The organism is Methylobacterium sp. Leaf88 (assembly GCF_001422795.1).
Classification (GTDB): domain Bacteria; phylum Pseudomonadota; class Alphaproteobacteria; order Rhizobiales; family Beijerinckiaceae; genus Methylobacterium.
The window spans coordinates 209796-235106 of the sequence record NZ_LMMK01000020.1 but is presented as its reverse complement, the minus strand read 5'-3'; the positions used below and the strand labels follow the sequence as shown (position 1 = coordinate 235106).

The 25311-nt window shown below is 69.6% G+C and carries 24 protein-coding genes; 14 read left to right on the top strand and 10 right to left on the bottom strand.

From position 1 onward, the window contains the following. From ASF20_RS23355 to ASF20_RS12695, 3 genes are all read right to left on the bottom strand, one after another. On the bottom strand, window positions 1–648 hold a 648-nt coding region (locus ASF20_RS23355), incomplete at its 3' end, for a Hint domain-containing protein (protein WP_244476417.1). 783 nt (window positions 649–1431) lie between these two features. Next, window positions 1432–1665, bottom strand: a complete 234-nt coding sequence (locus ASF20_RS12700; RefSeq protein WP_056274668.1) for a Flp family type IVb pilin — start codon at window positions 1663–1665, stop codon at window positions 1432–1434. Between the two features lie 196 nt (window positions 1666–1861). Continuing rightward, window positions 1862–2167: a DUF3072 domain-containing protein gene (locus tag ASF20_RS12695; protein WP_056274666.1), complete on the bottom strand. Its 306-nt coding sequence runs from the start codon at window positions 2165–2167 to the stop codon at window positions 1862–1864. Window positions 2168–2454: 287 nt separating this feature from the next. Between ASF20_RS12695 and ASF20_RS12690 the strand changes: the two genes are divergently transcribed. The 4 genes from ASF20_RS12690 to ASF20_RS12675 all read left to right on the top strand — a co-directional run bounded on the left by ASF20_RS12690 (window position 2455) and on the right by ASF20_RS12675 (window position 5409). After that, entirely contained in the window at window positions 2455–2964 is a 510-nt protein-coding gene (locus ASF20_RS12690) for a MarR family transcriptional regulator (RefSeq protein ID WP_056274665.1), read from the top strand. Then, window positions 2964–3686, top strand: coding sequence for a response regulator (locus tag ASF20_RS12685; RefSeq protein WP_056213646.1), 723 nt, complete (start codon window positions 2964–2966; stop codon window positions 3684–3686). Before ASF20_RS12690 ends, ASF20_RS12685 begins: the two co-directional genes overlap by 1 nt. Before the next feature lie 4 nt (window positions 3687–3690). Next, window positions 3691–5082 (top strand): ATP-binding protein, encoded by a 1392-nt coding sequence (locus ASF20_RS12680; protein WP_056274663.1) that lies wholly within the window; start codon window positions 3691–3693, stop codon window positions 5080–5082. A gap of 132 nt (window positions 5083–5214) precedes the next feature. Further along, window positions 5215–5409 carry a hypothetical protein gene (locus tag ASF20_RS12675; RefSeq protein ID WP_056213650.1) on the top strand — a complete coding sequence of 65 codons (195 nt, stop codon included), beginning with the start codon at window positions 5215–5217 and terminating at the stop codon, window positions 5407–5409. Between the two features lie 82 nt (window positions 5410–5491). On the opposite strand, the gene ASF20_RS12670 is transcribed toward ASF20_RS12675, so the two are convergent. Next, on the bottom strand, window positions 5492–8635 hold the full coding sequence (locus ASF20_RS12670; RefSeq protein WP_056274662.1) for an efflux RND transporter permease subunit: 3144 nt from the start codon (window positions 8633–8635) through the stop codon (window positions 5492–5494). A 12-nt stretch (window positions 8636–8647) separates the two neighbouring features. Then, window positions 8648–9895 carry an efflux RND transporter periplasmic adaptor subunit gene (locus ASF20_RS12665; RefSeq protein WP_056274660.1) on the bottom strand — a complete coding sequence of 416 codons (1248 nt, stop codon included), beginning with the start codon at window positions 9893–9895 and terminating at the stop codon, window positions 8648–8650. 188 nt (window positions 9896–10083) lie between these two features. Here ASF20_RS12665 and ASF20_RS24635 point away from each other — a divergent pair, with 188 nt between their 5' ends. Beyond that, entirely contained in the window at window positions 10084–10257 is a 174-nt protein-coding gene (locus ASF20_RS24635) for a hypothetical protein (protein ID WP_181259671.1), read from the top strand. A 60-nt stretch (window positions 10258–10317) separates the two neighbouring features. Here ASF20_RS24635 and ASF20_RS12660 read toward each other — a convergent pair whose 3' ends face one another. Further along, window positions 10318–11277, bottom strand: a complete 960-nt coding sequence (locus ASF20_RS12660; RefSeq protein ID WP_244476416.1) for a Crp/Fnr family transcriptional regulator — start codon at window positions 11275–11277, stop codon at window positions 10318–10320. Window positions 11278–11531: 254 nt separating this feature from the next. Here ASF20_RS12660 and ASF20_RS12655 point away from each other — a divergent pair, with 254 nt between their 5' ends. Then, window positions 11532–12242 (top strand): Crp/Fnr family transcriptional regulator, encoded by a 711-nt coding sequence (locus tag ASF20_RS12655; RefSeq protein WP_056274658.1) that lies wholly within the window; start codon window positions 11532–11534, stop codon window positions 12240–12242. A 445-nt stretch (window positions 12243–12687) separates the two neighbouring features. Further along, on the top strand, window positions 12688–13434 hold the full coding sequence (locus ASF20_RS12650; protein ID WP_056274656.1) for a sigma-70 family RNA polymerase sigma factor: 747 nt from the start codon (window positions 12688–12690) through the stop codon (window positions 13432–13434). A 109-nt stretch (window positions 13435–13543) separates the two neighbouring features. On the opposite strand, the gene mgtE is transcribed toward ASF20_RS12650, so the two are convergent. Next, window positions 13544–14914, bottom strand: a complete 1371-nt coding sequence (gene mgtE / locus ASF20_RS12645) for a magnesium transporter (RefSeq protein ID WP_056274654.1) — start codon at window positions 14912–14914, stop codon at window positions 13544–13546. Between the two features lie 521 nt (window positions 14915–15435). On the opposite strand from mgtE, the gene pqqA (ASF20_RS12640) reads away from it, so the two are divergent. Further along, window positions 15436–15525: a pyrroloquinoline quinone precursor peptide PqqA gene (pqqA, locus tag ASF20_RS12640; protein WP_019902976.1), complete on the top strand. Its 90-nt coding sequence runs from the start codon at window positions 15436–15438 to the stop codon at window positions 15523–15525. Window positions 15526–15618: 93 nt separating this feature from the next. Then, window positions 15619–15708 (top strand): pyrroloquinoline quinone precursor peptide PqqA, encoded by a 90-nt coding sequence (gene pqqA / locus ASF20_RS12635; RefSeq protein ID WP_056213663.1) that lies wholly within the window; start codon window positions 15619–15621, stop codon window positions 15706–15708. Here pqqA (ASF20_RS12635) and ASF20_RS12630 read toward each other — a convergent pair. Next, a complete protein-coding gene (locus ASF20_RS12630) occupies window positions 15701–16717 on the bottom strand; it encodes a LysR family transcriptional regulator (protein WP_082501314.1) in 1017 nt (338 codons plus the stop codon). The genes pqqA (ASF20_RS12635) and ASF20_RS12630 overlap by 8 nt on opposite strands. Window positions 16718–16819: 102 nt before the next feature. Here ASF20_RS12630 and ASF20_RS12625 point away from each other — a divergent pair, with 102 nt between their 5' ends. After that, window positions 16820–17989, top strand: a complete 1170-nt coding sequence (locus ASF20_RS12625) for an MFS transporter (RefSeq protein WP_056274652.1) — start codon at window positions 16820–16822, stop codon at window positions 17987–17989. A 22-nt stretch (window positions 17990–18011) separates the two neighbouring features. On the opposite strand, the gene dinB is transcribed toward ASF20_RS12625, so the two are convergent. Continuing rightward, the gene (dinB, locus tag ASF20_RS12620; RefSeq protein ID WP_056213667.1) at window positions 18012–19100 is read right to left on the bottom strand and encodes a DNA polymerase IV; all 1089 of its coding nucleotides are present in this window, start codon (window positions 19098–19100) and stop codon (window positions 18012–18014) included. Between the two features lie 225 nt (window positions 19101–19325). Here dinB and ASF20_RS12615 point away from each other — a divergent pair, with 225 nt between their 5' ends. The 4 genes from ASF20_RS12615 to ASF20_RS12600 all read left to right on the top strand — a co-directional run bounded on the left by ASF20_RS12615 (window position 19326) and on the right by ASF20_RS12600 (window position 24656). After that, window positions 19326–20480, top strand: coding sequence for a hypothetical protein (locus ASF20_RS12615; protein WP_056274650.1), 1155 nt, complete (start codon window positions 19326–19328; stop codon window positions 20478–20480). Between the two features lie 179 nt (window positions 20481–20659). Next, entirely contained in the window at window positions 20660–21583 is a 924-nt protein-coding gene (locus tag ASF20_RS12610) for an alpha/beta hydrolase (RefSeq protein WP_056274648.1), read from the top strand. A 107-nt stretch (window positions 21584–21690) separates the two neighbouring features. Further along, a complete protein-coding gene (locus ASF20_RS12605) occupies window positions 21691–23964 on the top strand; it encodes a xanthine dehydrogenase family protein molybdopterin-binding subunit (protein WP_056274647.1) in 2274 nt (757 codons plus the stop codon). 161 nt (window positions 23965–24125) lie between these two features. Beyond that, window positions 24126–24656 carry a phosphate-starvation-inducible PsiE family protein gene (locus ASF20_RS12600; RefSeq protein WP_056274646.1) on the top strand — a complete coding sequence of 177 codons (531 nt, stop codon included), beginning with the start codon at window positions 24126–24128 and terminating at the stop codon, window positions 24654–24656. A gap of 90 nt (window positions 24657–24746) precedes the next feature. Here ASF20_RS12600 and ASF20_RS12595 read toward each other — a convergent pair whose 3' ends face one another. Continuing rightward, window positions 24747–25259, bottom strand: coding sequence for a winged helix DNA-binding protein (locus tag ASF20_RS12595; RefSeq protein WP_056213676.1), 513 nt, complete (start codon window positions 25257–25259; stop codon window positions 24747–24749). Window positions 25260–25311: the final 52 nt, after the last annotated feature.

The window sequence follows — 25311 nt, the reverse complement described above, 5'->3', positions numbered from 1 at the left end:
GTGCCAGTAGGAGACGCGCGCCAGGCTGGTGCGGGCGATGGTGGTTCCGTTGGCTAGGCACATGACCGGCACGAGTACGCCGCCCTGCGCCTCGGCATCGGCGCCGACGAGGACGGGATGCCCGGGGGAGAGGAAGAGGTCGTGCCTAGGCAGGCCGTGGCCGAAGGCGCCGGCCCGGATGCGGATGGGCGACTGGTCGGCGGGCAGCGGCCGCTCTGCCCCGAGATCGCGATGGCCGGTCCAGGTGATCGTGCGGGGCCGGCCGGAGGCGGTGACGGCGCGGTCGCCGACCTGCAGGTCCTCCACGGCGACCTCGCCCCGCGTCGTCAGGATGCGCGTGCCGGACCCGAAACAGAGGGCAAGGGGCGACTGGTCCACGTTCGAGACGGGATTGTTGTACTGAAAGCCGTCCTGGTTGGTGAACAGGATGTAGACGTAACTGCCGGCTTTCTCGCCTGTCGTGGGAAAGCGCACGACGGTGCCATCGGTGCCGGTCTTGCCATAGTAGGTGAGGCTCTGTGGGTAGGGTGTCCCATCGGGCTGTATCACGGTGATGGGCTCATTCGACGTATCGCCGAACACGCCGAGGTTGTCGCCTGACCCGGTGCTGGCGGTTTCCATCAGCGTGTAGCCCGGCGGGTCGGACATGACATTGCCCACCAAGAACCCGTCTGAAGCCGGCCGCAGTTCCACGAAATTCTTGTACGTGATGGAAGGATTGGGGCCGGACGACATCGTTGCGCTCCATGTATCGATTTGTCTATAGCGTTTCTAGGATTTCATAAATTTAAAAGCCAATAGAATTCGACAGAAATACTTCTATAGCTATATCTCAATACATCGAAGGTATAAGAACCTATTTAATCGGGCAATGTGAAAGTCGCGCAATTGTGCAATGAGGTCGGCACGGGACGGTGAGGGGCGGAAAGCGCGTTCTCCTGCACTCAGGTGCTTCCCACGAGTCTGTGGAACGGCATGCGAAACTTCACACGCCGTTGCGGCACTTTTTTTTAGCGGTTGGATTCGCAGTTGCGGATTGGATTGGTGGCCGCACCTAAGTCGACGCGTCGGAAGGGTGACGATGGCGCCGGGGTGCCACCCGTTTGCGCGATCGATGCGCGAGGGCCGGTCGCTGCGTCGGCGCCGGGAAGGAGCGAGAGGTCGTCATTGCCGCCGCGACGAAACGGGCCCGGTGGGGCTCGCCGTTCAGCCGGAGCGTGGGCGGCGTCGCGGCGCGCGTCCGCCGTCCTGTTTCGCGAAGCGGGGGCGGACGGCGTCCCGGGGACCGCCGGCTTCCGGCCCGGTGTTCTACGTGGAGGCAGCGCCGGGGATCGTTCGGACTGCGGAGCGCTCGCGGACCGAACGCGTCCGAGACTGGGTCACATCCGCCGAATGGTCACGCGGATGCACGGCGACGAAACAGGCTCGGACTCAGGATGACCGGTTGAGGGCAGCGCCGATATAGTTGTACATCGCGGTCGTCTGGTCGGCGAAGTACCGCATCGCGGTCACGATCGCCAGAAAGACCATGGCCATAATCAAGCCGTACTCGAGGGCCGTCGATCCGGACCTGTCTTCGAGGAAGCGGCGGGCCAGGATCTGCAGATCGTGCCGCGCCGGAAATCTCCGCCGACCCCTGGCCTGTTCGCAATCCAGTTCGGTCATGGCCCCAGGGAATCTTTCGCGGACGTCGATCGTGGGAAACGCTACGCGACCTTCCTTGCGGAGGACTTAAACGGATCGTCGAAGTCCGGACTTGAGCCGATGCGACGGGCCGGGCGCGTCAGCCCCCGGTCCGTCTTTCACGCTTGCCCGACCCGACCAGGCCATCGGATCGAGCCGGCCGGCCCCGCGGCGACGGTCAGGCCTTGCCAGATTCCTTGCGCAGGGCATCGATCCGCTGGGATGCCTCGGCCTTGTCGAGATCAGGGTCGAACGCGTCCGGGTCCTTCGCCTCTTCGGACAAGGTCTTGAGGTAGGACGCTTGCGCGCCGGTCATCGGCTCGCCGCCGGTGGTCCACTCGCTCGGATCCTTGATCTGGTTCGAGACATCCTTCGGATCGGTCTTGGGGTTCTCGTGAGCTTTCGAAGCGTCAGACTTGGACGTGCCGGACGTCGATGAGTCGGACTTGGATGCCTGGGTCTTGTTCGCCTGGGTGCCGGCCATGTTCGGATCCTCTGGTTCACGAAATGTTCTAGTGAACGCGAGGCTCAACGGCGGGTTCCTGCGCCTGCGCCCGATAAGGCCTGTCGTCCCGTGGTCATCTGTCTCACGGGTTCGCGCGGTTCGGATACGTAGGCGGTTCTCGCGATCGGCTGTTCCCATTGGGGGAACGGGACTCGGCGTGCCGTCACGCGTCCTCCGATCCCAGGCTTGACGGGTCGCGTCCGGGCTGGAACATGTCAACAACGCTGACGTACATCGAGGTCGCCCGAGACGTGACTGCCCACGCGATGCGAGATGCCGACGCCGACGCGCCGCTGCCGTCCTCCGGTTCCGGCGATGATCTCATCGAGCTTCTGTTCTTCGCCTACCGGGATTTCGTCGGCGACCCCGACCGCATCCTGGCCCAGTACGGCTTCGGCCGGGCCCATCACCGGGTGCTGCACTTCGTCGACCGCTATCCGGGTCTTACGATCGCCGAACTCCTGGATATCCTGCGCATCACCAAGCAGAGCCTGAACCGGGTGCTGAAGGATTTGATCGAGCAGGGCTACATCGCGCAGAAGACCGGCACCAGCGACCGGCGCCAGCGGCTGCTGTTCTGCACCGCGGCCGGGGCGGACCTCGCCGGCGACCTCATGCGGGTCCAGAGCCGGCGGGTGGCGCGCGCCCTCGCGGCATCGGAGCGCGGCGGCGAGACTCCCCTCTCCGCCGAGAGCTTCCTCTTCGGCATGATCGAACCCGACGCGCGCGCGGCCGTGCAGCGCCTGATGTCCCGGCGCGCCGGCAAGGCCGCCTGATGGCCACGCCCGGGGCGCGCCCGACCGCCGATCTTCCCGACCATGCGCCGCACGTCCTGGTGGTCGACGACGATCGCCGGGTACGGGAACTGCTGTCGCGTTTCCTCTACGAGCAGGGCTTCCGCGTCACCGCGGCCGGGAACGTGCCCGAGGCCCGCACCAAGGCACAGTGCTTCGTCTTCGATGCTCTGGTGCTCGATGTGATGATGCCCGGCGAGAGCGGTTTCGATTATGCCCGGGAAGTCCGCCAGACCTCGCGCGTGCCGATCCTGATGCTGACCGCGCGCTCGAATCCCAACGACCGGGTCATGGGCCTGGAGATCGGCGCCGACGACTATCTGCCCAAGCCCTTCGAGCCGCGCGAGCTGATCCTGCGCCTGTCGAACATCATCAAGCGGCGCAACGAGGCCGGCGGCCGTGCCCAGAGCCACGACACCGTGACCTTCGGACCCTTCGCCTACCGGATCGACCGGGGCGAATTGCGCCGCGCGGACGAGCTGATCCGGATCACCGAGCGCGAGCGCGAGATCCTCACCCTCCTGGCCCAGGCCGCCGGCGGCAACGTGGAACGGGAGGCCCTGGCCGGAAGCGGCGGCCTCGCCGCCGAGCGCAGCATCGACGTGCAGATCAACCGCCTGCGCCGGAAGACCGAGGTCGATCCGGCCAATCCCCTGTTCCTGCAGACGGTGCGGGGCGTGGGTTACCGCCTCGCGGTCGACTGAGCCCATGGCCGGTACCGGCCTGCTCCAGCGCACGGCGACCCGCCTCGCCGCCCTGCCCCGGCCCCGGCGGATGTGGCGGATCGTCAGCCGCGCCATCGGCGATCTCCTGCCCAAGGGCCTCTATGCCCGATCGCTCATCATCATCATCGCGCCGGTGGTGCTGCTCCAGTCGGTGATCGCCTACACCTTCATGGAGCGCCACTGGCAGCTCGTGACGCGCCGCCTTTCCTCCGCCGTCACCGCCGACGTCGCCGCGCTGATCGACATCTACGAGAGCTACCCGCAGGACAAGGATTCCGAGACCCTCACCCGGATCGCCAACGACCGGCTCAACCTCGACGTCGACATCCTGAAGGGGGCCAAGCTCCCCCCGGCGGGGCCGCGGCCCTTCTTCTCGATCCTGGACGAGGCCTTGTCCGAGGAGATCCGGCGCCAGATCCGCCGGCCCTACTGGATCGACACCGTGGGCCGCTCCAGCCTGATCGAGATCCGGGTCGCGATTCCCGACGGCGTGATGCGCGTCACCGCCCGGCGCAGCATGGCCTACGCCTCGAATTCGCACATCTTCCTCCTTTGGATGAGCGGCTCGTCCCTGGTGCTGCTCGGCGTCGCGATCCTGTTCCTGCGCAACCAGATCAAGCCGATCCTGCGGCTGGCCGCCGTCGCCGAGAGCTTCGGCAAGGGCCGTGAGATCGAGTTCCGGCCCCGCGGGGCCCGCGAGGTGCGCCAAGCCGGCCACGCCTTCATCGAGATGAAGCGGCGCATCGAGCGGGCGATGGAGCAGCGCACGACGATGCTCAACGGCGTCAGCCACGACCTGCGCACCATCATCACGCGGTTCAAGCTCTCCCTCGCCCTGGTCGAGCAGACCCCCGAGGTCGAGGACCTGCAGCGCGACGTCGACGAGATGAGCCGCATGCTGGAGGCCTACCTCGCCTTCGCCCGGGGCGATTCGGGCGAGGTGGCGGTGCCCACCGACATGCGCGCGCTCTTGGAGGACCTGCGCACCGACGTCGAGCGCCTCGGCGCCCATGTGGAGGCGGTGGACCTCGAGGACCATCCGCGGCTGACCCTGCGGCCCGACGCCATGCGGCGCTGCCTGTTCAACCTCGCGGCCAACGCGGCCCGCTACGGCGAGACCGTCGCGATCACGGGGCGGCGCGAGGCGAGGGCCTTCCTGGTCTCCATCGACGACGACGGCCCGGGCATCCCGCCCGATCAGCGCGAGGAGGTGTTCAAGCCCTTCGTGCGCCTCGACGATGCGCGCCAGGATGCGGGCGGCTCCGGCCTCGGGCTCTCCATCGCCCGCGACATCGCCCGGGCCCATGGCGGCGACGTCAGCCTGCACGACAGCCCGCTCGGGGGCCTGCGCGCCACGGTGCGGATCCCGGCCTGATCCGGGCTCATCGACCGCAGGAAAGCGTGGCCGATCCAGCTTGGCGCCGGGTGCGGGGCGATGCTATGAGAGGCGCAGCAAACGCCACAGGGACCGGTGAACCGGGTCCGACAGAGGTTGAGAGACCCGCCCATGAACAGCCCGCTGACCCCCCTCCTGATCCTCCTGCTCCTGCCGATCACCGCCATCTGCGCCGTGCTCTACACGGATGCGGGCATCGAGCCGGCGCTGTTCTACGCCACCGTGAAGACCTTCGTGGTGCTCTTCATCGTCGCCGGCGGCCTCTGCTTCGCCGCGAGCCGCCTGGCCGCCCGCAGCGAGGGCTGAGCGCGCGCGAGCCCAGGACCGCCGACGAAAAGGCCCGGACCGAAAGGTCCGGGCCTTTTCGTTTGGCCCCCCTGCTGGCGGCCTATTCGGCCGCGATGCGCGGCGGCAGGATCGGCTTCGGGTCGTTGGCCGAATGGGTCGGCAGCCGCGCGAACGCGCCCTCCGTCGGCTCGTCCACGCGTCCGACGAAGCGGCCGAAGACCCGCACGAAGAGGCGCGACAGGTCGTCCACCAGGACGAAGATCGCCGGCACGAAGACCAGCGACAGGCCCGTGGAGACGATCAGGCCGCCGATGACCGCGATCGCCATGGGCGCGCGGAACTCGCCGCCGATGCCGAGCGCCATGGCGGAGGGCACCATGCCGGCCGCCATGGCGATGGTGGTCATCACGATCGGCCGCGCGCGCTTGCGGCCGGCATCGATGATCGCGGTGGCACGGTCGACTCCGCGGGCCATCTCCTCGACGGCGAAGTCCACCAGCATGATGGCGTTCTTGGTCACGACGCCCATCAGCATCAGGATGCCGATCACCACCGGCATCGAGATCGGCTTGTTGAAGATCAGGAGGCCGAGGATCGCGCCGCCGATGGAGAGCGGCAGCGAGAACAGGATGGTCAGCGGCTGTAGAAAGTTCCCGAACAGCAGCACCAGCACGCCGAACACCATCATTAGGCCGGCGCCCATGGCGAGGGCGAAGCCCTCGAAGACCTCGCCCATCACCTCGGCGTCGCCCGTCTGGCGAATGGTGACGCCGGGCGGGAGGTCCTTGGCGGTAGGCAGGGCGAGGACGGCGCCGATCAGGGCGCCGAGGGCGTCCGAGCCCTCCATGTCCGCCTCCAGGGCGACCCGGATGGCCCGGTCGTAGCGGTCGATGGCTGTGGGGCCGCGCCCGAGGCTGAGATCGGCCACGGTAGAGAGCGGCACGGCCGCGCCGCCCTTGACCGGGACCTTCAGCGTTTCGAGCTGCGAAAGGTCGCCGCGCAGGCGCTCCGGCAGCTGCACCCGGATCGGCACCTGGCGGTCGATGGTGTTGAACTTGGCCAGATTCGCGCCGATGTCGCCGATCGTGCCGACCCGCACGGTCTCGGCGATGAGGTCGGTCGTGACGCCGAGATCGGCCGCGACCCCGGCCTTCGGGCGGATGCGGATCTCGGTGCGGTCCAAGGGGGCCGTCGAGAGCACGTTGACCAGGTGGGGCACGCCCGCGGCCTCGCGCTGGAGCTTGGCCGCCGTCTCCGCCACCACCCCCTTGTCGGGGCCGGACACGATCAGGGTCACGTCGCGCTGGCCGCCCTCGCGCAGGGCCCAGAATCGGATGTCGGGCACGTCGTGCAGGATCGCCCGGATGGCGATGTCCACCTGCTTCTGGGTGCGATGGCGGGTGTTCTTCGGAGTGAGATTGATGGTGAAGGTCGCGAGCCGGACTTCCTTCTTCCCGGGCAGCTGCCGGCCGCCGTCGACGAAGACGCTGCGCACCTCCGGCAGGGCGCGGATGCGCTCCACGAGGGCGTCCGTCACCTGCGTGGTGTCGGCGAGGCGAGCCCCCGGCGGCAGTTCCACCACGAAGATGGTGCGGGCGGCGTCCTCCGCGGGGAGAAAGCCCGCCGGCAGCAGCCCGGTGGACAGGATCGACCCGGCGAAGCAGGCGAGCCCGAGCACCAGGGTGATGAATTTGTGGCGCACCGACCAGGCGACCACGCGGGTGTAGCCCCGCATCACCGGGCCCTCGCGGGTGTGATCGGGGCCGTGATCGCGCAGGAAATAGGCGGCGAGCAGGGGCGTGATCAGGCGGGCCACCAAGAGCGACATGAACACCGCCGCCGCGATGGTGAGCCCGAACTGCTTGAAGTACTGCCCGGCGATGCCGCTCATGAAGGAGACGGGGGCGAAGATCGCCATGATCGTCGCCGTGATGGCGATGACGGCGAGGCCGATCTCGTCGGCGGCCTCCAGGGCGGCGCGGTAGGGGGATTTCCCCATGCGCATGTGCCGAACGATGTTCTCGATCTCCACGATGGCGTCGTCGACGAGGATGCCGGTGACCAGCGTGATGGCGAGCAGGCTGACGGCGTTCAGGGAGAAGCCGAGGCTGCTCATCACCCAGAAGGTCGGCAGCACCGAGAGCGGCAGGGCGATCGAGGCGATCAGGGTGGCACGCCAGTCCCGCAGGAACAGAAAGACCACGACGACCGCCAAGGCGGCCCCCTCCACGAGGGACAGCATCGCCGAGTGGTAATTGCCCACCGTGTTGGTGACCGAGGTGTCGATCAGGTCGAAGCGCACACCGGGATGGCGGGTGCCGAGTTCGGCGATGCGCTTGGCGACGCCGACGGCGACCTCCGCGTCGCTGGCACCGGTGGAGCGCGAGATCGCGAAGGCCACCACGGGCTCGCCGTTGAAGCGCGCGAAGGTGCGCGGCTCCTCCGAGCCGTCCACCAGGGTGGCGAGTTCGTCGAGGCGGACCTTGCGCCCGCCGGGGACGACGATCGAGGTTTCCGCCAGGGTGTCGAGGCTGGCCGCCCCGGCCAGGGTGCGGATGGACTGCTCCTGCCCGCCGAGTTCGCCGCGCCCGCCCGCCATGTCGGCGGCGGTCAGGCGCAGCTGCCGGTTCACGTCGGCGGCCGTGATCCCCAGCGCCAGCAGGCGGTCGGGCTTGAGGGTCACGCGGACCTCGCGGGCGACGCCGCCGAGGCGCTCGACGCCCCCGACGCCCTTCACGCTCTGCACCTGCCGGGCGATGACGTCGTCGATGAGCCAGGACAGGTCTTCCGGCGTCATCGCGGGCGCCGAGGCGCCGTAGATCATGATCGGCAGGCCCGCGATCTCGACGCGGTTGATGATCGGCTCCTCGATGGTGCGGGGCAGGTTCACCCGCACTTTCGAGATGGCATCCTTGACGTCGTTGACCGCCCGGTCGCTGTTCACCTCCAGGCGAAATTCGATCGTGGTGCTGGAGACGCCCTCGGAGATCGTCGAGATGACGTGCTTGACGCCCTTCACCCCCGCCACCGCATCCTCGACGACCTTGGTCACCTGGGTCTGCAGCTCCGAGGGCGCGGCCCCGGATTGCAGCACCTGGACGGAGACGATGGGGATGTCGATGTTCGGAAAGCGCGTGATCGGCAGCGCGCGGAAGCTGACCAGTCCGAGGACCACCAGCACCAGGAAGAGGACGAGGGAGGGGATCGGCTTGCGGATCGCCCAGGCCGAGATGTTCAGGCGCATGGGATCGTCCGATCAGCGGGAGGCGGCATCGGCCGCCGGAGGCGTCGCGGCCTCGGCCGCCTTGATGGGTGGAACCACGGGCCGGACGCGATCGCCGTCGCGCAGGAAGCTGCTGGCACGGGCCACCACCACCTCGCCCGCCTTCACGCCGGAGCGAACCTCCAGAACGCCGTCGGCGGCGAGGCCGGGCACGATCCGGCGGGCCTCGACGCGGTCGCCGGCGACGATGAAGACGCTCGCACCGCCATCGGCGCCGTAGAGCACCGCCGAGAGCGGCACCGCGACGCCGGTGCGGCGTGCGACCTCGACCTTGCCGCGGGCGAAGGCGCCGATGCGCAGGCTCGCATCGGGATCGAGGCCGATGCGGATGCGTCCGAGGCGCGTTGTACGATCGATCTCCGGATCGATGCGCCGCACCCGCCCCTTCAGGGTCCGCCCCTCGTCCCAGTCCAGGCGGGCCGGATCACCGACGTGGAGCCGCGGCATCCATACCTCCGGCACCTCGCCTTCGAGTTCGATCTCGCCCCGGGCGATCAGGCGGAACATCGGCTCCCCGGCGGCGGTCGCGGTGGCCCCCACCCGGGCGGTGCGCCGGCTGACGATCCCGGCCTCGGGGGCGCGGATCTCGGTTCGGGCACGCCGCAACGCGATCTCGGCGCCCTGGGCCCGCGCGGTGGCCAGATCGGCCTCGGCCAGCTGAAGTCCGCCCCGGGCGGCCGCGAGCCGGCCCTCGTTGCCCTGGGCGGCGGAGACGCGCTGCTCCAGGGTCACGGCCGTGGCATTGCCGGTGCGGATCAGGCTGCGCGTGCGCTCCAGGGCAAGGTTCGCCTCGACCTGGGCCGCCTCGGCCTGCACGATCTGGCTCCGGGCCTGGATGATCGCGGCCTGAGCCTTGGCGATGCCGGCGGCGTTGGCCGCCTCCTGGGTCACGATCATCTCGAGGGAGAGCCGTGCCAGGGGCTGGCCCCGGGCGACTCCGGCGCCCTCCTCCACCAGCAGGTCGGTGATGCGAAGGCCCTCGATCTCGGGCGCCACCAGGATCTCGTCGCGGGGCACCAGCGTGCCGGTCACGACAGCGAACTCCACGATCTCGCGGGCGACGGCCGATGCCACCGTCACGGCGGGTGCGACGGCGGCCGGATCGGGAACCGCCGCCGGCTCCGCGGCGCGGGCGACGGGGGCGAGCGACGCGGCGCCGGCCAGCACCGCGAGGGCGAAACGAAACCGGTGTCCGAACGGCACGGGCCGAGGGGGGCGCATGGCAGGGCACTCGACGCGGGTGGGATGTACGGGCTTGCGGGGCGAGACCGGCAAATTCATGGCACACCTCTCGGGCGACGTCCGCGTTGCCGGGACCTCGCCCCCGCTCGGTGCGAGGATCGGCAACATTTTGCCTGCCGTCACGTTAGGACAATCGTAGACCTTTTCCGGTCGAGGGTTAACGAACCATGAGCATCTTCGAGGTCCGTCAGCAGTCGAATGGCGCCGTTCTCTGGACCGGCAGCGCGCTCGACGAAGTGTCCGCTCTCGATGCGATGGCGCGCGAAGCCGGTTACATCGACTTTCAGGCGCTTCCCGAGGAGATCCGCGCGGCTCACCCGGTCGCCCGTCCGATCGCGTAAGGCGTTTCGGGGCCCGTTTGGCGAGAGATCCTTGACCCGGGTCGCCGACCGGCATGCGCCCTAGCGGGACGCCATGGGATCCAGCGACAGGTAGCGGGGATCGAAGCCGGCCAGGCTCGTCAGCCGCTGGACGTTCCGGATCGTCAGGATGCGCGAGCGCAGCTCGATCAACCCCTGGCGCTTCAGATCCTGAAGCGTGCGATTGACGTGCACGCTCGCGAGGCCGGTCGCATCCGCCAGATCGAGCTGGGACACCGGAAGATCGTAGCCGTCGCCCCGCACCAGTCCGACGGCCCGCAGGCGCATCAGCAATTCGAGAAACAGATGTGCGATCCGCTCGATGGCCGAGCGGGAGCCGAGATTCACGATCCACTCGCGCAGGATCGCGTCGTCCACGAGGTTCGCCCGACGCAGGGTCGTGACCAGCGTGGCCTGCTCCCGGACGAGGTTGCCGAGGGGCACGAAATCCATGCGCGTGAAGCGGCAGGCCGAAAGGCTCGTGATCGCGTGGTCCCGGCGGTCGAGCAGGCCGGTATCAAGGTCGCAGAAATCGCCCGGGACCAGATAGGCGAGGATCTGCCGGGTTCCGTTGGCCCGCAGCTTGCACCGGCAGGCCATGCCTTCGAGGAGCACATGGACGCCGTCGGGACGCTCACCCTCCCGCACGATCTCCATGCGCGGTCCGATGAGCGAGATGGCTCCACAGAGCCGCGTCAGGATCGCGCGATCTTCGGTCGATACCGGCCCGAACCGCTCCAGCTTCCGGATCAGCGGAATCATCACATCGTCGTCATCGTGCAGGGTTAGGCGATGCGGCAAATCCGGATCGGAGTCCGACGCCGTCATCGACACCGCTCCGGTGTCTGTCGCCGCGCGCGATCGCACCCTCTCGCGTTCACCCAACCCGTCACGGTGTCGAACCCTTCCTCCGACCGATTCCGGGCTGCTCCGCCTGCGCGTGGACCAACCGAGCCGTGCTCGCAGGATCATCGGCCGAGAACGGCCGAACCCTTGCGCCACTACGGCCAGGACCCTCGGTTCGTTGCGATATTCCCCGAACCGCAGCGTTCATAAATCCCAAAGAAGCATGTCGGACAGGGCACGACGCCTTTGGTGTTGTGCCCGACATTGGAGGAATGTCGTCTACCCGACAGATCTCCTGGCGGGCTTGCCTTTGTCTCGCATCGTACAGATAGTCGCAAAATCGCTTGTATATATTCCTGAATATGGGTCCGTGAGAGACTATTTGTGCTCTTGCCCCAAGGGACAGGCCCGTGTCGCTGCTAGAGCAATCTGCCGTCCGTAACCGCTTGCTCAAACGTCTCTCGCCAGGTGATTATCGGTTGCTTCAGCCGCACCTGCGCGCGATGACGACGGAGCTGCGCCAAGGCCTGATTTATCCGCATCGACCGATTCAGGACCTCTACTTCCCGGAGGCCGGCTACGCGTCGATCACGACCTCCGGGACGAGCAGGGTCGAGGTGGGCATCATCGGGCCCGAGGGCGTGGTCGGTGCCGCACCGGTGCTGCTGGGGAGTGACCGCACGCCCTACGACCACTTCGTCCAGAACGCGGGCGAGATGCTGGCCATCGACGCCGCCGTGCTGATGGCCGCCACCGAGGAGAGCCTCACGCTGCGCAACCTGCTGCTGCGGTTCGTCCAGACCCTCCTGGTCCAAACGGCGCAGACCGCGTTCGCCAACGCGAGCTACAACATTGAGGTCCGGCTCGCCCGCTGGCTGCTCATGTGCCACGACCGGGTCATCGGCGACGAGCTCACCGTGACCCATGACTTCCTGTCCTTCATGCTCGGCGTCCAGCGCACGACGGTGACCCTCGCCCTGCAGCTCCTCGAGGGCAACCGCCTGATCAAGGCACGTCGCGGGCGGATCGGGGTTCTCGACCGGACCGGCCTGCTGGCCGTGGCGGGGGGCAGTTACGGCGTACCCGAAGCCGAATATCTCCGCCTGATCGAGGGCGCCTGACCCGGAGGGGTGGTCCCTGTCGAATGCCGCGACGCACCGGGGCGCCTGCACCGTCGAGCAGGCCAGGTCCGGCTTCGGCCGATGGGCGCGTGACATCGCCCTGTCGCGGACGCGAGGCAGTGAACACTTGCTCTCCTGCAGGGTTGAAGAACGACGCATCACGCGTTCCTCCCGGGACTCGCCTCCCAGGACACGCCTCCCAGGACTCGGCCCGCCCGGCAATGGCCGTGGCGGGCTCTTTGCGTCTTGCTATCATGTATCTTCTCGAGAAGACTTTTGCCGGGTTGTCTCTCGATCCAGACGTAAACGTACGATTTCGCGCATAAATCTTTGAAGGTCTTCCCATTAACCTGTGTTGATGCGGATAAATCTCTCGTTTTGCACACTCGGGCGGACTGAGGGGGATCGGGCTCATGCCCTTCCCGGCCGAATGAGAAGTGACTGGATGACATCGCAATCTGGATCCGATGCGTCGACCCGCCTCCGTCCCGAGAACACTCCCCCGCTGGCGCCGTCGATCCGACGAACCCTCGGGCAGCACCTGCGCGCTGCCTATGCCTCCCTCGATGACGACCCGCCCGACCGGTTCGCCGTGCTGCTCGCCCGTCTTGAGGCGGTGCTCGCCGCCCGCGGCGAGACTCTCACGGCTGAGGTCCGCCAGGGGCTCCGGGACCATGCGCCGGGCCTGCGCAAATACGCCCTCTCGTTGACCCGCGACGCCGCGCGCGCCGACGATCTGGTCCAGGACACGATGATGCGGGCCTGGATGTACCGCGAGAGCTTCACGCCGGGCACCAACGTGTGCGGCTGGCTCACCATCATCATGCGCAACACGTTCTATTCCGGCCAGCGCAAGCGCGTGCACGAGGTCGAGGACAGCGACGGCAGCTACGCGGCGCAGCTGGTGACCCTGCCGGCGCAGGGCGCCGTCCTCGACCTGGAGGACGTCAACGCTGCCATCGGGCGGCTCTCCACGACCCTGCGCCAGGCCCTGACGCTGGTGGCAATCGACAACATGACCTACGACGAGGCCGCCAGGGTGATGGGCTGCAAGATCGGCACGGTGAAGAGCCGCGTCTGGCGGGCCCGCGAGAGTCTCGCCGCCCTCGTCGGCTACTCCGCCCACGAGATCGGGCCGGACCGCCTCGCCACCTCCGTGCTCAGCGACCTGAGCCTCCGGCCCCGGGCCTGAAGCGGCCTTCGAGTCTGTCAGGTTCATCCGGAACCAGACAGAATCCGGATTCCTTTCTTGTCCGTTTGTCTTACCGGGACAACCGGTTTCCACGTATCCCTGACAAACTCTACAGCAGCGTTCCGCGCAGGATCAGCATCGCCACAGAGAAGTAGATGACGAGGCCCGTGACGTCGACGAGGGTGGCGACGAAGGGTGCCGAGGCGGTGGCGGGATCGAAGCCGAGGCGCTGCAGCAGGAACGGCAGCATCGAGCCGGTGAGCGAGCCGAAGGTGACGATGCCGATAAGGGCCGCCCCCACGGTCGCCGCCACCAGCATCCAGTGCTCGCCGTAGTCGTAGAGGCCGGTCTTCTGCCAGACCACGATGCGGACGATGCCGATCGCGCCGAGGATCGTGCCGAGCACGAGGCCGGTGGGCACCTCGCGCAGGGCCACCCGCCACCAGTCGCGCAGGCGCACCTCGTGCAGGGCCAGGGCGCGGATGAGCAGCGAGGTGGCCTGGCTGCCGGAATTGCCGCCCGAGCTCATGATCAGCGGGATGAACAGGGTCAGCACGATGGCCTTTTCGAGCTCGCCCTCGAAGCCCTGCATGGCGGTGGCCGTCATCATCTCGCCGAGGAAGAGCGCGCAGAGCCAGCCCGCCCGCTTCCGGATCATCGTGCCGAAGCCGATGTCCATGTAGGGCTCGGGCAGGGCTTCCATGCCGCCGAAGCGCTGCACGTCCTGGGTCTGCTTCTCGACCATCGCGTCGATCATGTCGTCCACCGTGACGATGCCGATGACGTGCCCGACCGCGTCGATGACGGGAAGCGCCAGGAGGTCGTAGCGCGAGATCAGACGGGCGGCCTCCTCGCGGCTGGCCGTGGGCGAGACCGCCAGCGGACGTCGGTTCGGGGCCACCGAGAGCACGTTGTCGCCCGGATTGCCCGAGATCAGCCGACGCAGGGGCACCGCCTTGGTCAGGGCCCGGGTGCGCGGGTCAAGGACGAAGATCGCGTAGATGGTCTCGCGGGTCTTCTCGACCTGGCGGACGTGGTCGAGGGTCTGCTGCACCGTCCAGTTGCCCGGCACGGCGACGAATTCCGTCGTCATCAGCGAGCCGACGGTCTCCTCGCCGTAGGTGCTCAGCCGGTCGACGGCCCCGCGGGTCTCGGCGTCGAGACGGGCGCGCAGGTCCGAGCGGCCGGGCTCCTCGATTTCGCGGAAGAGGTCGGTGATGCGGTCGGCCGACATGCCCGACAGGTAGGAGGCGACCCGGTCGCGCGGCAGCATCTCGATGATGTCGGCGGCGCAGTCGAGCTCGGGCTGATCGAGCACCTCGATCGCCCGCTCCACGGGCAGGCCCAGTAGGATGGCGGCGGCGACCTCGGGCGCCTCGTCGTTGAGCGCCTCGACGATGTCGGGCGCGCGCTCGTCCGACAGGCGGGCGGCGAGCACGGCCGGATCGATGCCGGTCGGGAAGGAAGCGATCTCGTTCATGGGCTCACCTCGCAGGGCGCGCGATCCGGCCGTGAGGGGCCGTCCCGCGCCGGGCCGCCCGGGCCCGGTCAGCGGGGCGTCAGGCGAAGGAAGCGGAGGCGGCCGCGCACGGCGCGGGCGATCGGTCTGGATTGTCGCTGGGCATCGGAATCGTCGAGAGGGAGCCGAAGCGCGCGCCGCGCGGTGAGTCGTGACCCCCGCGCAGGCCCGTTCGGCGGCGCGTCAGTGCGCCTCCCCTCCCCGGGGCGTCAAGCCGAAACCGGCCTCGGCCGGATCTTTCCTCCGCACCCGTGGCGCCCCTGCCGTCCGGTCCGGGGCCGACCCATCGCAGACCCCCTCGCACGGGCGAGGTGCCGGCATCATATCTCCGTTGTCCGGAGTGCCGGGCCGAAAGCGCGGCAACGCTCGGGTGCAGGATGTGAACTTTCCCGCGATCCTATGAGAAATATAAGTGTAGCGTCCACTTGTATTGTGCCCAACACAACGGCATATCAGGGACGTCGAACACGAAGGAGTTTCCCATGAAGTGGTCCGCCCCCGTCGTCCAGGAAGTCTGCGTCGGCATGGAAGTCACCAGCTACGAGTCCGCCGAGATCGATCCCTTCAACTAAGGCGCGGCCTTTCGAGGCTGTTTCTCGTCGAAGAGTGGATCGAACCCATCCGGGTTCGGCTTTCATACCCCCAAACCAACCAGGAGAGATGTCATGAAGTGGTCTGCCCCCATCGTCCAGGAAGTCTGCGTCGGCATGGAAGTGACGAGCTACGAGTCCGCCGAGATCGATCCCTTCAACTAAGGGCGATCGCGGGTCCCGCCCGCGGGACCGGCTGATCCGAGGGGGCGCTGTCCGAAAGGGTGGCGCCCCTTTCGTTTGGGCTGAGAGTGACGGGCGGCGGTGATCCCCTCGGCGAGCGCAGCGCCTCCGCCAGGAAGTCGATCAGCACCCGGACGCGCGCCGGCATCGACGGGCCGCCGACGAAGACCGCATGGATGGCCTCGCGGTCCTGCGGATTGTAGCGCTCCAGCAGCGGCACGAGGCGCCCGCTCGCCAGTTCGTCGGCGATGTGGAAGCGCCCGACACGGGTGATGCCCATGCCGCCGAGGGCGAGTTGGACCAGCGTCTCGCCGTTGTTGGCGGACATGGAGCCGGAGACCGCCAGGAGGTAATCGCGTCCCTCCTCCCGGAACGGCCACCCGGGCTCGGCGCGGCGGAAGTTGAAGTCGAGGCAGTTGTGTCGGGTGAGATCCGCGGGGATCTCCGGCGTTCCGACCCGCGCCAGATAGGCGGGCGAGGCCACGACCGTCCGGCCCGTGTCGCCGAGGCGGCGCGCGGTGAGCGGGCTGTCCGGTAAAGTCCCGAAGCGGATCGCCACATCGGCCCGTCCGCCGAGGATGTCGGCGACCTGGTCGCTGAGGTCGATGTCGACGCTGATGCCGGGATGGCGCGTCACGAATTCCGCCAGCAACGGTACGATCACCAGACGCCCATGGGCGGAGGCGGTGCTGATCCGGACCCGACCGCGGGGGGAGGCCTGGTCGGCGACCGCGCTCTCGCTCTCGGCGATATCGGCGAGGATGCGGCGCGCGGCACGGGCATAGCTCTCGCCTTCTGCGGTAAGGCGCAGCGTCCGGGTGGTCCGCACGATCAGCTGCACGCCGAGGCGTGCTTCCAGGCGGGCGACGATGCGGCTGACGGCGGAGGCGGTCAGCCCCAGCCCGCGGGCCGCCGCGGACAGGCTGCCGTCTCGCGCAATGGCGAGGAAGGCCGCCATCTCCCCCGTCCGGTCGATTCGGTCTCGCGGCATTCGTGCTCCTGACGCACAGATGTCGGTCCGGAGATCGGGCTACCGCCCGGTGTCGCGCTGCATCATGTGCCTGTCGGGAACAATGACCGAGAGGCAACCCCCATGACAATCCATCCTGCCCTGCTGGCGCTGAGCATCGGAGCCTTCGGGATCGGCGTCACCGAATTCTCGCCGATGGGCATGCTGCCGCTGATCGCGAACGATCTCGGCGTCTCGATCCCGGCCGCCGGCCTGCTGGTCAGCGCCTATGCGCTCGGCGTCCTGATCGGCGCCCCGCTGATGACCCTCGCCTTCGCGCGGGTGCCGCGCCGGGCGCTTCTCGTGGGCCTGATGGGCATCTTCACGGTGGGCAGCGTGATTTCGGCCCTCGCCGACGGTTACGCGATGCTGCTCGCGGCGCGGATCGTCACGGCCTTCAACCACGGCGCCTTCTTCGGGATCGGATCGGTGGTGGCCGCCAGCCTCGTACGGCCCGAGCGGCGTGCGGCCGCCGTGGCCGCGATGTTCTCCGGCCTGACCATCGCGACGATCGGCGGCGTGCCCCTCGCCGCCTGGGTGGGGGAGGCGCTGGGCTGGCGCGCGGCCTTCTGGGGCATCGCCGGCATCGGCGCCGTCGCGATGCTGTCGCTGCGGCTGGCCCTGCCGCCCCTGCCCGTGGACGGCGCCCCCGACATCCGCGCGGAACTGCGCGTCGTGGCGCGGCCGGCCATCCTCGGCGCCCTCGCGCTCACGGTCCTCGGGTCGAGCGCCATGTTCACGGTCTTCACCTACATCGTCCCGATCCTGCGCATCGAGACGGGGGCGGACGCCTCCTTCGTCACGGCCATGCTGGTGGTCTACGGCGTTGGCCTGACCCTCGGGAACTGGGCCGGCGGACGCCTGGCCGACCGCACGGTGGACGGAACCATCATCGCCTCCCTGGTGGCCCTGGTCCTGCTGCTCGGGGTGTTCGCCGTCGGGATGGACTCGCGCTGGGTCGCCGCCCCGCTCATCCTGCTCTGGGGCGTCGCTAGCTTCGCCCTGGTGCCGCCCCTACAGATGCGGGTGATGGCGGAGGCCGGCGAGGCGCCCAACCTCGCCTCGGCCCTGAACATCGGTGCGTTCAACCTCGGCAACGCCATCGGTGCGGCCCTCGGCGGCCTCGTGATCGACCTCGGCGGAGGCTATCCGGCGGTCTCGGTGGCGGGGTCAGCAATGGCGGCGGTCGGCCTCGCTTTCCTCCTCGTTCTGCGGCGCGGCCGGCGCGTCGCCGGCGTAGCGGCGTGTCCCTGACGCCGGGGAACCGGGCGCTCCTCTACAATCCGAGGCCGAGCTGGCGCGGCTCGGGCGCGGGGCCGTGTTCCAGGGCGGAGAGGGAGACGCCGAGGAGGCGGACGCTGCGCCGCAGGGGGAACAGGTCCCGCAGGAGGACCAGAACGGTTTCCTCCAGGACGGCGCGGTCCGGGACGAAGCCGGGCAGCGAGCGGGCCCGGGTGATCTGCTCGAAATCCGCGAACTTCACCTTGAGCGTCACCGTGCGGGCCCGGACCTCCCTGGCGGTGGCGGCGCCCCAGACCTTGTCGAGGATCGGCGCCAGGCGCCCCGCGAGCACCCCGTAATCGGCAGAGTCCTCCGAGAAGGTGTTTTCGGCGCCGATGGATTTCCGAATCCGGTTCGCCCGGACCGGACGGACGTCGATGCCCCGCGACACCCCATAATAGTAGGGCGCCGAGGCGCCGAACCGCTTCGTCAGGGTCTCCAGGCTGAGGGCGCGCAGGTCGCGTCCGGTCAGGATGCCGAGCGCCTTCATCCGCGCTTCGGTGACGGGGCCGATCCCGTGGAAGCGCCCGATCGGCAGGTCCTCGACGAAGGCCGGCCCCATGGCGGGGGTGATCACGAACAGGGCGTCGGGCTTGCGGAAGTCGGACGCCACCTTGGCCAGGAACTTGTTGTAGGAGACGCCCGCCGAGGCCACGAGGCCGGTCTGCGCGCGGATCGAGGCCCGGATCGCGCGGGCCACCGCGGTGGCGGTCGGCAGACGCTGCCGATTCTCCGTCACGTCGAGATAGGCCTCGTCGAGGGCGACGGGCTCGATCAGGTCGGTATGCTCGGCGAAGACCGCCCGGATTTGCTCCGAGATCCCCCGGTAGACCTCGAAGCGCGGCTTGACGAAGACCAGGTCGGGGCAGAGCCGGCGCGCCGTGACGGAGGGCATGGCCGAGCGGACGCCGAAGGCCCGCGCCTCGTAGCTCGCCGCCGCCACCACGCCGCGCTCGCGCGATCCGCCCACCGCGACCGGGCGGCCCCGCAACGCCGGGTCGTCGCGCTGCTCCACCGAGGCGTAGAAGGCGTCCATGTCGATATGGATGATCTTGCGGATCGCGCCCGCGTCGTCCGGGTCCATCGCGGACGTTCCTCCGATCGTTTTGTCGCTGGTGTTCGTGGTCTGTTCGCAGAATCCCGGTCCGGGCACGGGAATCAAGCCCTGACGGGTCTCGATCCACCGCGGAACCGACGCAGCCTCGCCGCGGCTCACCGCGCGGGGGCTCGCCGTGGACCGGGGCGTGCCGCATAAGGGCGCCCAGGACAGCCGAAGCCCGCGCTTGGCGATTCGCCCGAGGACAGGTTCTTGAACATCACCCAGATCACCCACCACGACCTCGACGGCTACGGCGCCTCCACGGTGGTCGGCCAGTTCGCCGAGGTCGCCCGCATCGTGCACGTGCCGCGCTATTCCGATGTCGGGCCGGTGGTCGAGACCGAGCTGAAGCGCCTCGGCAAGGCGTCCGCCCCGGAAATGATCGTGATGACCGACCTCGGCCTCGAGGCGGTGGCTGTGACCTTCATCCGCAACTTCGCCGCCCTGAACCGCCGCCGCGATCTGACGGCGCGCCACCGCCTCGTCGTCCTCGATCACCACGCCTCCTCGGTCGACCAGCTGCGCGAGCAGGGCCTCGCACCGCAGGCCGATCCCGCGGCGCCGAGTCTGCAGCGCTTCGAACTGGAAGACCCGAACATCGTCGTGCTCATCGACGAGGCCTGCTGCGCCACCCGCATGGCCTACGAGCACCGGGCCCTCTACGCGACTCGCGAGACCGGCGCGGATCCGATCCTCGGCGCCCTGGTGACGGCGGTCGATGCCGTCGATCTGTGGCGCAAGGACCGGCCGGCCTTCCGCAACGGCCTGAGCCTCGACGAGATGTTCTGGGACAACGTCTCGAACCTCGTGCCCATCGGGCATCCCTGGCACGACCGGTTCGTCGGCGACCTCCTCCTCGGCGCGGCCCGTCTCCTCGGCGAGGGCGCCTCCCCGGCCGTGATCGAGAGTCAGGTGCCGGCCCTGCGCAAGGCGATCCTCGACGGCTACCTCGCAGAGGACGAAGGCGACGACCGCACCCTCACCACCCGCATGCGCATCGCCCGGGTGCTCGCCCGCTCGGACCTGTTCCATCCCCTCTCGGACGGCACGCTGATGTCTTTCGGCCTCGATTCCGGCACCTTCCAGCGGGTCTCGGACCTTATCATGGAGAGCGGCCGGGCCAAGCGCGTGCTCAACGTGCAGCGGGCGGGAACCATGTCCTTCCGCTCCAACAACGAGACCGCCCTGGAAGGCGCGCGGCGCTTTCGCGGCGGCGGCCACAAGGATGCCGCCGGCGGCAAGCTGACCAGCGGCTCGGCCTTCTCCCTGGCGGACGCCATCGCGCAAGTCGAGCCGGTGCTGAACCCGCCGGCGGCCGACCCGGCGCTGAGCCCGTTCGGGGCCTTGAAGAACTGGAAGGGCTGAGACGCGCGGTCCCCCCGACGCAGCCGCTCCCGATGGCCGGCCCGGCACGGGCGCGGCAGTCTCGCCGCCGCGCGCCGCCCGTGCCATCCTCGCCGCGGGCCGAATCCCTGCCCGGCACCGACGGCACAGCTGCGGCGCCGGGACGGTCGAACCCTGTCCGCGACGTTTCCGGGGACACCATGCCGCCGATCGCTCTCCTCAGCCGCGGGCCGTGTCCGTTCCTGTCGGGCTTCGACCTCGCCGACGCGACGCTGCCCGACCTGCGCCTCCGGGTCGCCCTGTCCCCGGGCGGGCCGCGTCTGCCGGTGCTGCTCCTGCACGGTCATCCGCAGACCCACGCCACCTGGCACGCGGTGGCGCCCCGGCTTCGGGAGGCCGGCCATCCGGTGGTCGCCCCCGACCTGCGCGGCTACGGCGACTCGGATCGACCGGACTCGACGGCCGATCACGCCCCCTACGCCAAGCGGGCCATGGCGGCCGATGCCGTCGCGCTGATGCACGCCTGCGGCTACGAGCGCTTCGCGGTCGTCGGGCACGATCGGGGCGGCCGCGTCGCGCATCGCCTGGCCCTCGACCACCCCGCCGCGGTGGACCGCCTCGCCGTCCTCGACATCGCCCCGACGCTGACGATGTACGCCCGCACCGACCGGGCCTTCGCGACCCGGTACTTCTGGTGGTTCTTCCTGATCCAGCCGGCGCCCCTGCCCGAGCGGATGATCGGCGCCGACCCGGAGGCCTATCTGCGCCATCACCTCGCGGGCCAGAGCCGGACGCCCGGGATCCCGAGCGAGGCGATGATCCGGGAATATATGCGCTGCTACCGCGCGCCCGGCAGCCTCCATGCGATCTGCGAGGATTACCGCGCCGCGGCCGGGATCGACCTCGACCACGATGCCGCCGACGCCGCCGCCGGACGCCGGGTCACCGCGCCGCTCCTCGCCCTCTGGGGGGCGCAGGGCACGGTCGGCGAACTCTACGACGTCGCCGCCACCTGGCGCGAGACGGCCGACCGGGTGGAGGGGCACGCCCTCCCCTGCGGACACCTGCTGCAGGAGGAGGCACCGGACCTGGTGCTGGACCACCTGCGTCCCTTCCTGGGCTGAGGGCCTGTCCTCGCGACGCGACGGGGACTCCCGAGCGACTCGCGGTCGCGCCCGGATCGGCCGGCCCGGAACGGCGGTTACCCCTGCCGTAAGGCGAGGAGAGCCCGATGGCGAGACCGACCGATCTGCGCGATCCCCCCGCCTGGCTGGGGCATCCGCATCCCCGCGTCGAGGGCGGCGCCAAGGTCACGGGTACGGCGGTCTACGCCTCCGACACCCGCCTGCCGGGTCTGGCCCACGCCGCCCTGGTCACCAGCACCATCCCGCGCGGACGGATCACCGGCTTCGACCTCGCCGCCGCGCAGGCGGTCCCGGGGTGCCTGCGCATCTTCACCCATCGGGATTTCGCTGGCGCGATCCGGCCGGTGAAGCACCTGATGGCCGGGGGCTACGCCAACAGCGGGCACCTGCCGCTGGGATCGGACGCGGTCGCGTATGCCGGTCAGATCGTCGCCCTGGTGGTGGCGGAGACCGTCGAGGCGGCCCGCGCGGCGGCAGCCCGCACGCGGGTGCACTACGCGGCCGAGGCCTTCGCCGACGGATTCGACGCGCCCGGGGCCGAGGTCGTGCGCCTCGCCGACCTGAAGCCGGAGCACCACGACCCCCGGATCGGCGACGCCGACGACGCCCTGGCGCGGGCCGACGTCGCCGTGTCCGCCCGCTACGCGACGCCGATCCAGCACCACAACCCGATCGAACTGTTCACCACCACCTGCACCTGGGACGGCCCGCGCCTCACGGTCCACGAGCCGTCGCGCTACATCGGCGCGGTCCGGCACGGGCTCGCCGCGCAGCTCGGCCTCGATCCGGGCGACATCCGGGTGGTCTCGGGCCTGATCGGCGGCCATTTCGGCGCGAAGCTCGCCCTGGCGCAGTACACGGCCCCGGTCGCCCTGGCGGCCCGCGCCCTCGGGCGGCCGGTATCCCTGGTCGCGAGCCGCCGGGACGGCTTCACCATCGCCAACTACCGTCCGGAAAGCCGGCACGACATCCGCCTCGGGGCGAGCGCCGACGGGCGCTTCACCGCCCTCGTGCACGAGGCCGCGGTCATCGCCTCGCGCTTCGATCCCTTCGCCATGGAGGGCACCGACGTCACCGCGAGCCTCTATGCCTGCCCGGCCATCCGCACCGACGAGCGCGCCGTGCGGGTCGACCGCAACACCCCCGGGCCGATGCGGGCGCCGCCCGAGGTGCCCTACCTCTTCGCCCTGGAGAGCGCCGTCGACGAGATGGCGGTCGCCCTCGGGATCGACCCGATCGCCCTGCGCCGTCGCAACGACACGGCCGCCGACCCGATCTCCGGGAAGCCGTTCTCCTCGCGCTCGCTGATGGCCTGCTTCGAGGCCGGCGCGGAGGCCTTCGGCTGGGCGACGCGCGATCCGGAACCGGGGCGGATGCGCGACGGCCCCTGGCGGATCGGGCTCGGCTGCGCCGCCTCGGCCCGGCCGGTGAAGATTTCCCCCGCCACGATGCGGATCCACCTCGGGGCCGATGGCCGCGCCACCGTCGCCACCGCCCATCACGAGATCGGCAACGGGATCACGACGCTGCTCGCCCTCGGGGCCGCCGAGTGGCTCGGGACCACGCCCGAGGCCGTCACGGTCTCCCTGGGCGATACGGCGCTGCCGGCGGCTGGGCTCTCGGGTGGCTCCTCCACCACGACCAGCCTGCTCCACACCCTGGCACAGGGCTGCGAGACCCTCCGGGCCCGCCTGGCGCAGGCTGCGATCGGATCCGGCCCCCTGGCCGGAGCCGATCCCGCCACGCTGCGCCCGCATGCGGGCGATCTCGTCGCCCCGGACGGGCGGACCTGTCCGCTGGCGGCACTCGTCGCGGGCCTCGACCCGAACGGAATCGAGACGGTGGCGGCCTTCACCCCCGAGGGGCCGGAGGCCCTGGAGGCGATCGGATCGGGCCGGATGGCCCTCGGGACAGGCGCCGGCGGCAAGGCCGTATCCTGGGCCTTCGGCGCCCAGTTCGCGCGGGTGCTGATTCACGACGAGACCGGCGAGATCCGGGTGCCGCGCCTCCTCGGCGCCTTCGCGGCCGGCCGCGTCCTCAACCCGTTGACCGCCCGGAGTCAGCTCACCGGCGGGATGATCTGGGGGCTCGGCTCGGCGCTCCTGGAGGAGACCATCCTCGACCGCGGCCATTACCGAAACGCGGATTTGGCCGAGTACCTCGTCGCCACCGCCGCGGACGCGCCGCAGGTCGAGGCCCTGCTCGTGCCGGACCCGGACGACGGCGTGAATCCCCTCGGCCTCAAGGGCCTCGGGGAGCTCGGGATCATCGGCGTCAACGCCGCGATCGCCAACGCGGTGTTCCACGCCACGGGCCGCCGGATCCGGTCCCTCCCGATCCGGGTCGAGGACATGCTGTGACCGATCGCGGGCCCCTTCGGCCGATCCTCGTCCGGGGCTGACGCGGTCGTGATCGCGTCGCCCGGCCCGGGCGCTCCGGCCGGCACGCTCTCGAAGCGTGGCCACCCTGGACGCCCGCCCGCCGATCCTGTCTGATCGACCCGACAGAGGAGGAGCGCGTCATGTCCGACGACCGGGACGATCAGGGCCGGCTCACGCGTGCGGCGAGCTTCGTCTTCCTGCACACCGAGCACGCGATCTACGCGGCGCTCGGAATCCTCCTCGCCCTGACCGCCCTCGTCGCCCTGATCGACGCCACCGCGCTGACCTGGGAAGCCGTGCGCCACCTGGGCGGGGCCGATCAGATCCTGGAGGTGGTCGACCGGCTGCTGTTCCTGCTGATGCTGATCGAGATCCTGCACACGGTGCGGGTGTCGATGCGCTCGGGCAAGCTGACCTGCGAGCCCTTCCTCATCGTCGGCCTCATCGCCTCGATCCGACGGGTCCTCGTCATCACCCTGCAGTCGTCGGAGATCACCCACGCCAAGGACTGGTCGCCGGAGAAGCAGGCGCTGTTCCAGGCCTCGATGATCGAGCTCGGCGTTCTCGCCGGCCTGATCCTCACGATGGTGTTCGCCATCTTCATGCTCCACCGCGCCCGGGACGACGGCAAGCCGGCGGGCGAGGAGTCGGCCGAGCACGCGGGTTCCTGACGGAGCGGGACGCCGTCACCGGGGCCCCGGAACGCGAACAAGCCCGGCGAGCCGGGCTTGCGCGGTGCCGCGATCGCCCGCGATCCGGTCCTAGAGGCGGTAGCGGATCTGGTCGGTCCAGAAGCGCTCCAGGCGGCTGAGCGCCGTGTTGAGGCGGCCGAAATCGTCGTCCGAGATGCCGCCGATCGGCTGGATGGTGCGGGCGTGCTTGTCGTAGAGGCTCTGGATGATGTCGTGGACCTGACGGCCCTTGTCGGTGAGGCTGATGCGGACCGAGCGGCGGTCGGTCTTCGACCGGGCATGGTGCAGGTAGCCGGCCTCGACGAGCTTCTTGACGTTGTAGGAGACGTTCGAGCCCAGATAGTAGCCCTTGGTGCGCAGCTCGCTCGCGGTGAGCTCCTTGTCGCCGATGTTGTAGAGCAGCAGCGCCTGGACGCTGTTGACGTCCTCGCGGTCGCGACGCTCGAACTCGTCCTTGATCACGTCGAGGAGGCGGCGGTGCAGGCGCTCGACGAGGTGCAGAGCCTCAAGATACGAGCCGTGGGCCGGGACGGTCTCGGGAGCGGTTTCGGTCTTGCTAACCTTGGCAGCCTGGGACTTCATCGTGGGCCTCTTCAGATCTCTGTGCTTCAGGGCCGGTGTTCTTCGCCACCGC

What these genes read in the sequence shown, in the direction of transcription:
- ASF20_RS12700 (WP_056274668.1), bottom strand. Translation starts at nt 1,665, where the DNA reads ATGACCGAACTGGATTGCGAACAGGCCAGGGGTCGGCGGAGATTTCCG.
- ASF20_RS12695 (WP_056274666.1), bottom strand. Translation starts at nt 2,167, where the DNA reads ATGGCCGGCACCCAGGCGAACAAGACCCAGGCATCCAAGTCCGACTCA.
- ASF20_RS12690 (WP_056274665.1), top strand. Translation starts at nt 2,455, where the DNA reads ATGCGAGATGCCGACGCCGACGCGCCGCTGCCGTCCTCCGGTTCCGGC.
- ASF20_RS12685 (WP_056213646.1), top strand. Translation starts at nt 2,964, where the DNA reads ATGGCCACGCCCGGGGCGCGCCCGACCGCCGATCTTCCCGACCATGCG.
- ASF20_RS12680 (WP_056274663.1), top strand. Translation starts at nt 3,691, where the DNA reads ATGGCCGGTACCGGCCTGCTCCAGCGCACGGCGACCCGCCTCGCCGCC.
- ASF20_RS12675 (WP_056213650.1), top strand. Translation starts at nt 5,215, where the DNA reads ATGAACAGCCCGCTGACCCCCCTCCTGATCCTCCTGCTCCTGCCGATC.
- ASF20_RS12670 (WP_056274662.1), bottom strand. Translation starts at nt 8,635, where the DNA reads ATGCGCCTGAACATCTCGGCCTGGGCGATCCGCAAGCCGATCCCCTCC.
- ASF20_RS12665 (WP_056274660.1), bottom strand. Translation starts at nt 9,895, where the DNA reads ATGCGCCCCCCTCGGCCCGTGCCGTTCGGACACCGGTTTCGTTTCGCC.
- ASF20_RS24635 (WP_181259671.1), top strand. Translation starts at nt 10,084, where the DNA reads ATGAGCATCTTCGAGGTCCGTCAGCAGTCGAATGGCGCCGTTCTCTGG.
- ASF20_RS12650 (WP_056274656.1), top strand. Translation starts at nt 12,688, where the DNA reads ATGACATCGCAATCTGGATCCGATGCGTCGACCCGCCTCCGTCCCGAG.
- mgtE (WP_056274654.1), bottom strand. Translation starts at nt 14,914, where the DNA reads ATGAACGAGATCGCTTCCTTCCCGACCGGCATCGATCCGGCCGTGCTC.
- pqqA (WP_019902976.1), top strand. Translation starts at nt 15,436, where the DNA reads ATGAAGTGGTCCGCCCCCGTCGTCCAGGAAGTCTGCGTCGGCATGGAA.
- pqqA (WP_056213663.1), top strand. Translation starts at nt 15,619, where the DNA reads ATGAAGTGGTCTGCCCCCATCGTCCAGGAAGTCTGCGTCGGCATGGAA.
- ASF20_RS12630 (WP_082501314.1), bottom strand. Translation starts at nt 16,717, where the DNA reads ATGCCGCGAGACCGAATCGACCGGACGGGGGAGATGGCGGCCTTCCTC.
- ASF20_RS12625 (WP_056274652.1), top strand. Translation starts at nt 16,820, where the DNA reads ATGACAATCCATCCTGCCCTGCTGGCGCTGAGCATCGGAGCCTTCGGG.
- dinB (WP_056213667.1), bottom strand. Translation starts at nt 19,100, where the DNA reads ATGGACCCGGACGACGCGGGCGCGATCCGCAAGATCATCCATATCGAC.
- ASF20_RS12610 (WP_056274648.1), top strand. Translation starts at nt 20,660, where the DNA reads ATGCCGCCGATCGCTCTCCTCAGCCGCGGGCCGTGTCCGTTCCTGTCG.
- ASF20_RS12605 (WP_056274647.1), top strand. Translation starts at nt 21,691, where the DNA reads ATGGCGAGACCGACCGATCTGCGCGATCCCCCCGCCTGGCTGGGGCAT.
- ASF20_RS12600 (WP_056274646.1), top strand. Translation starts at nt 24,126, where the DNA reads ATGTCCGACGACCGGGACGATCAGGGCCGGCTCACGCGTGCGGCGAGC.
- ASF20_RS12595 (WP_056213676.1), bottom strand. Translation starts at nt 25,259, where the DNA reads ATGAAGTCCCAGGCTGCCAAGGTTAGCAAGACCGAAACCGCTCCCGAG.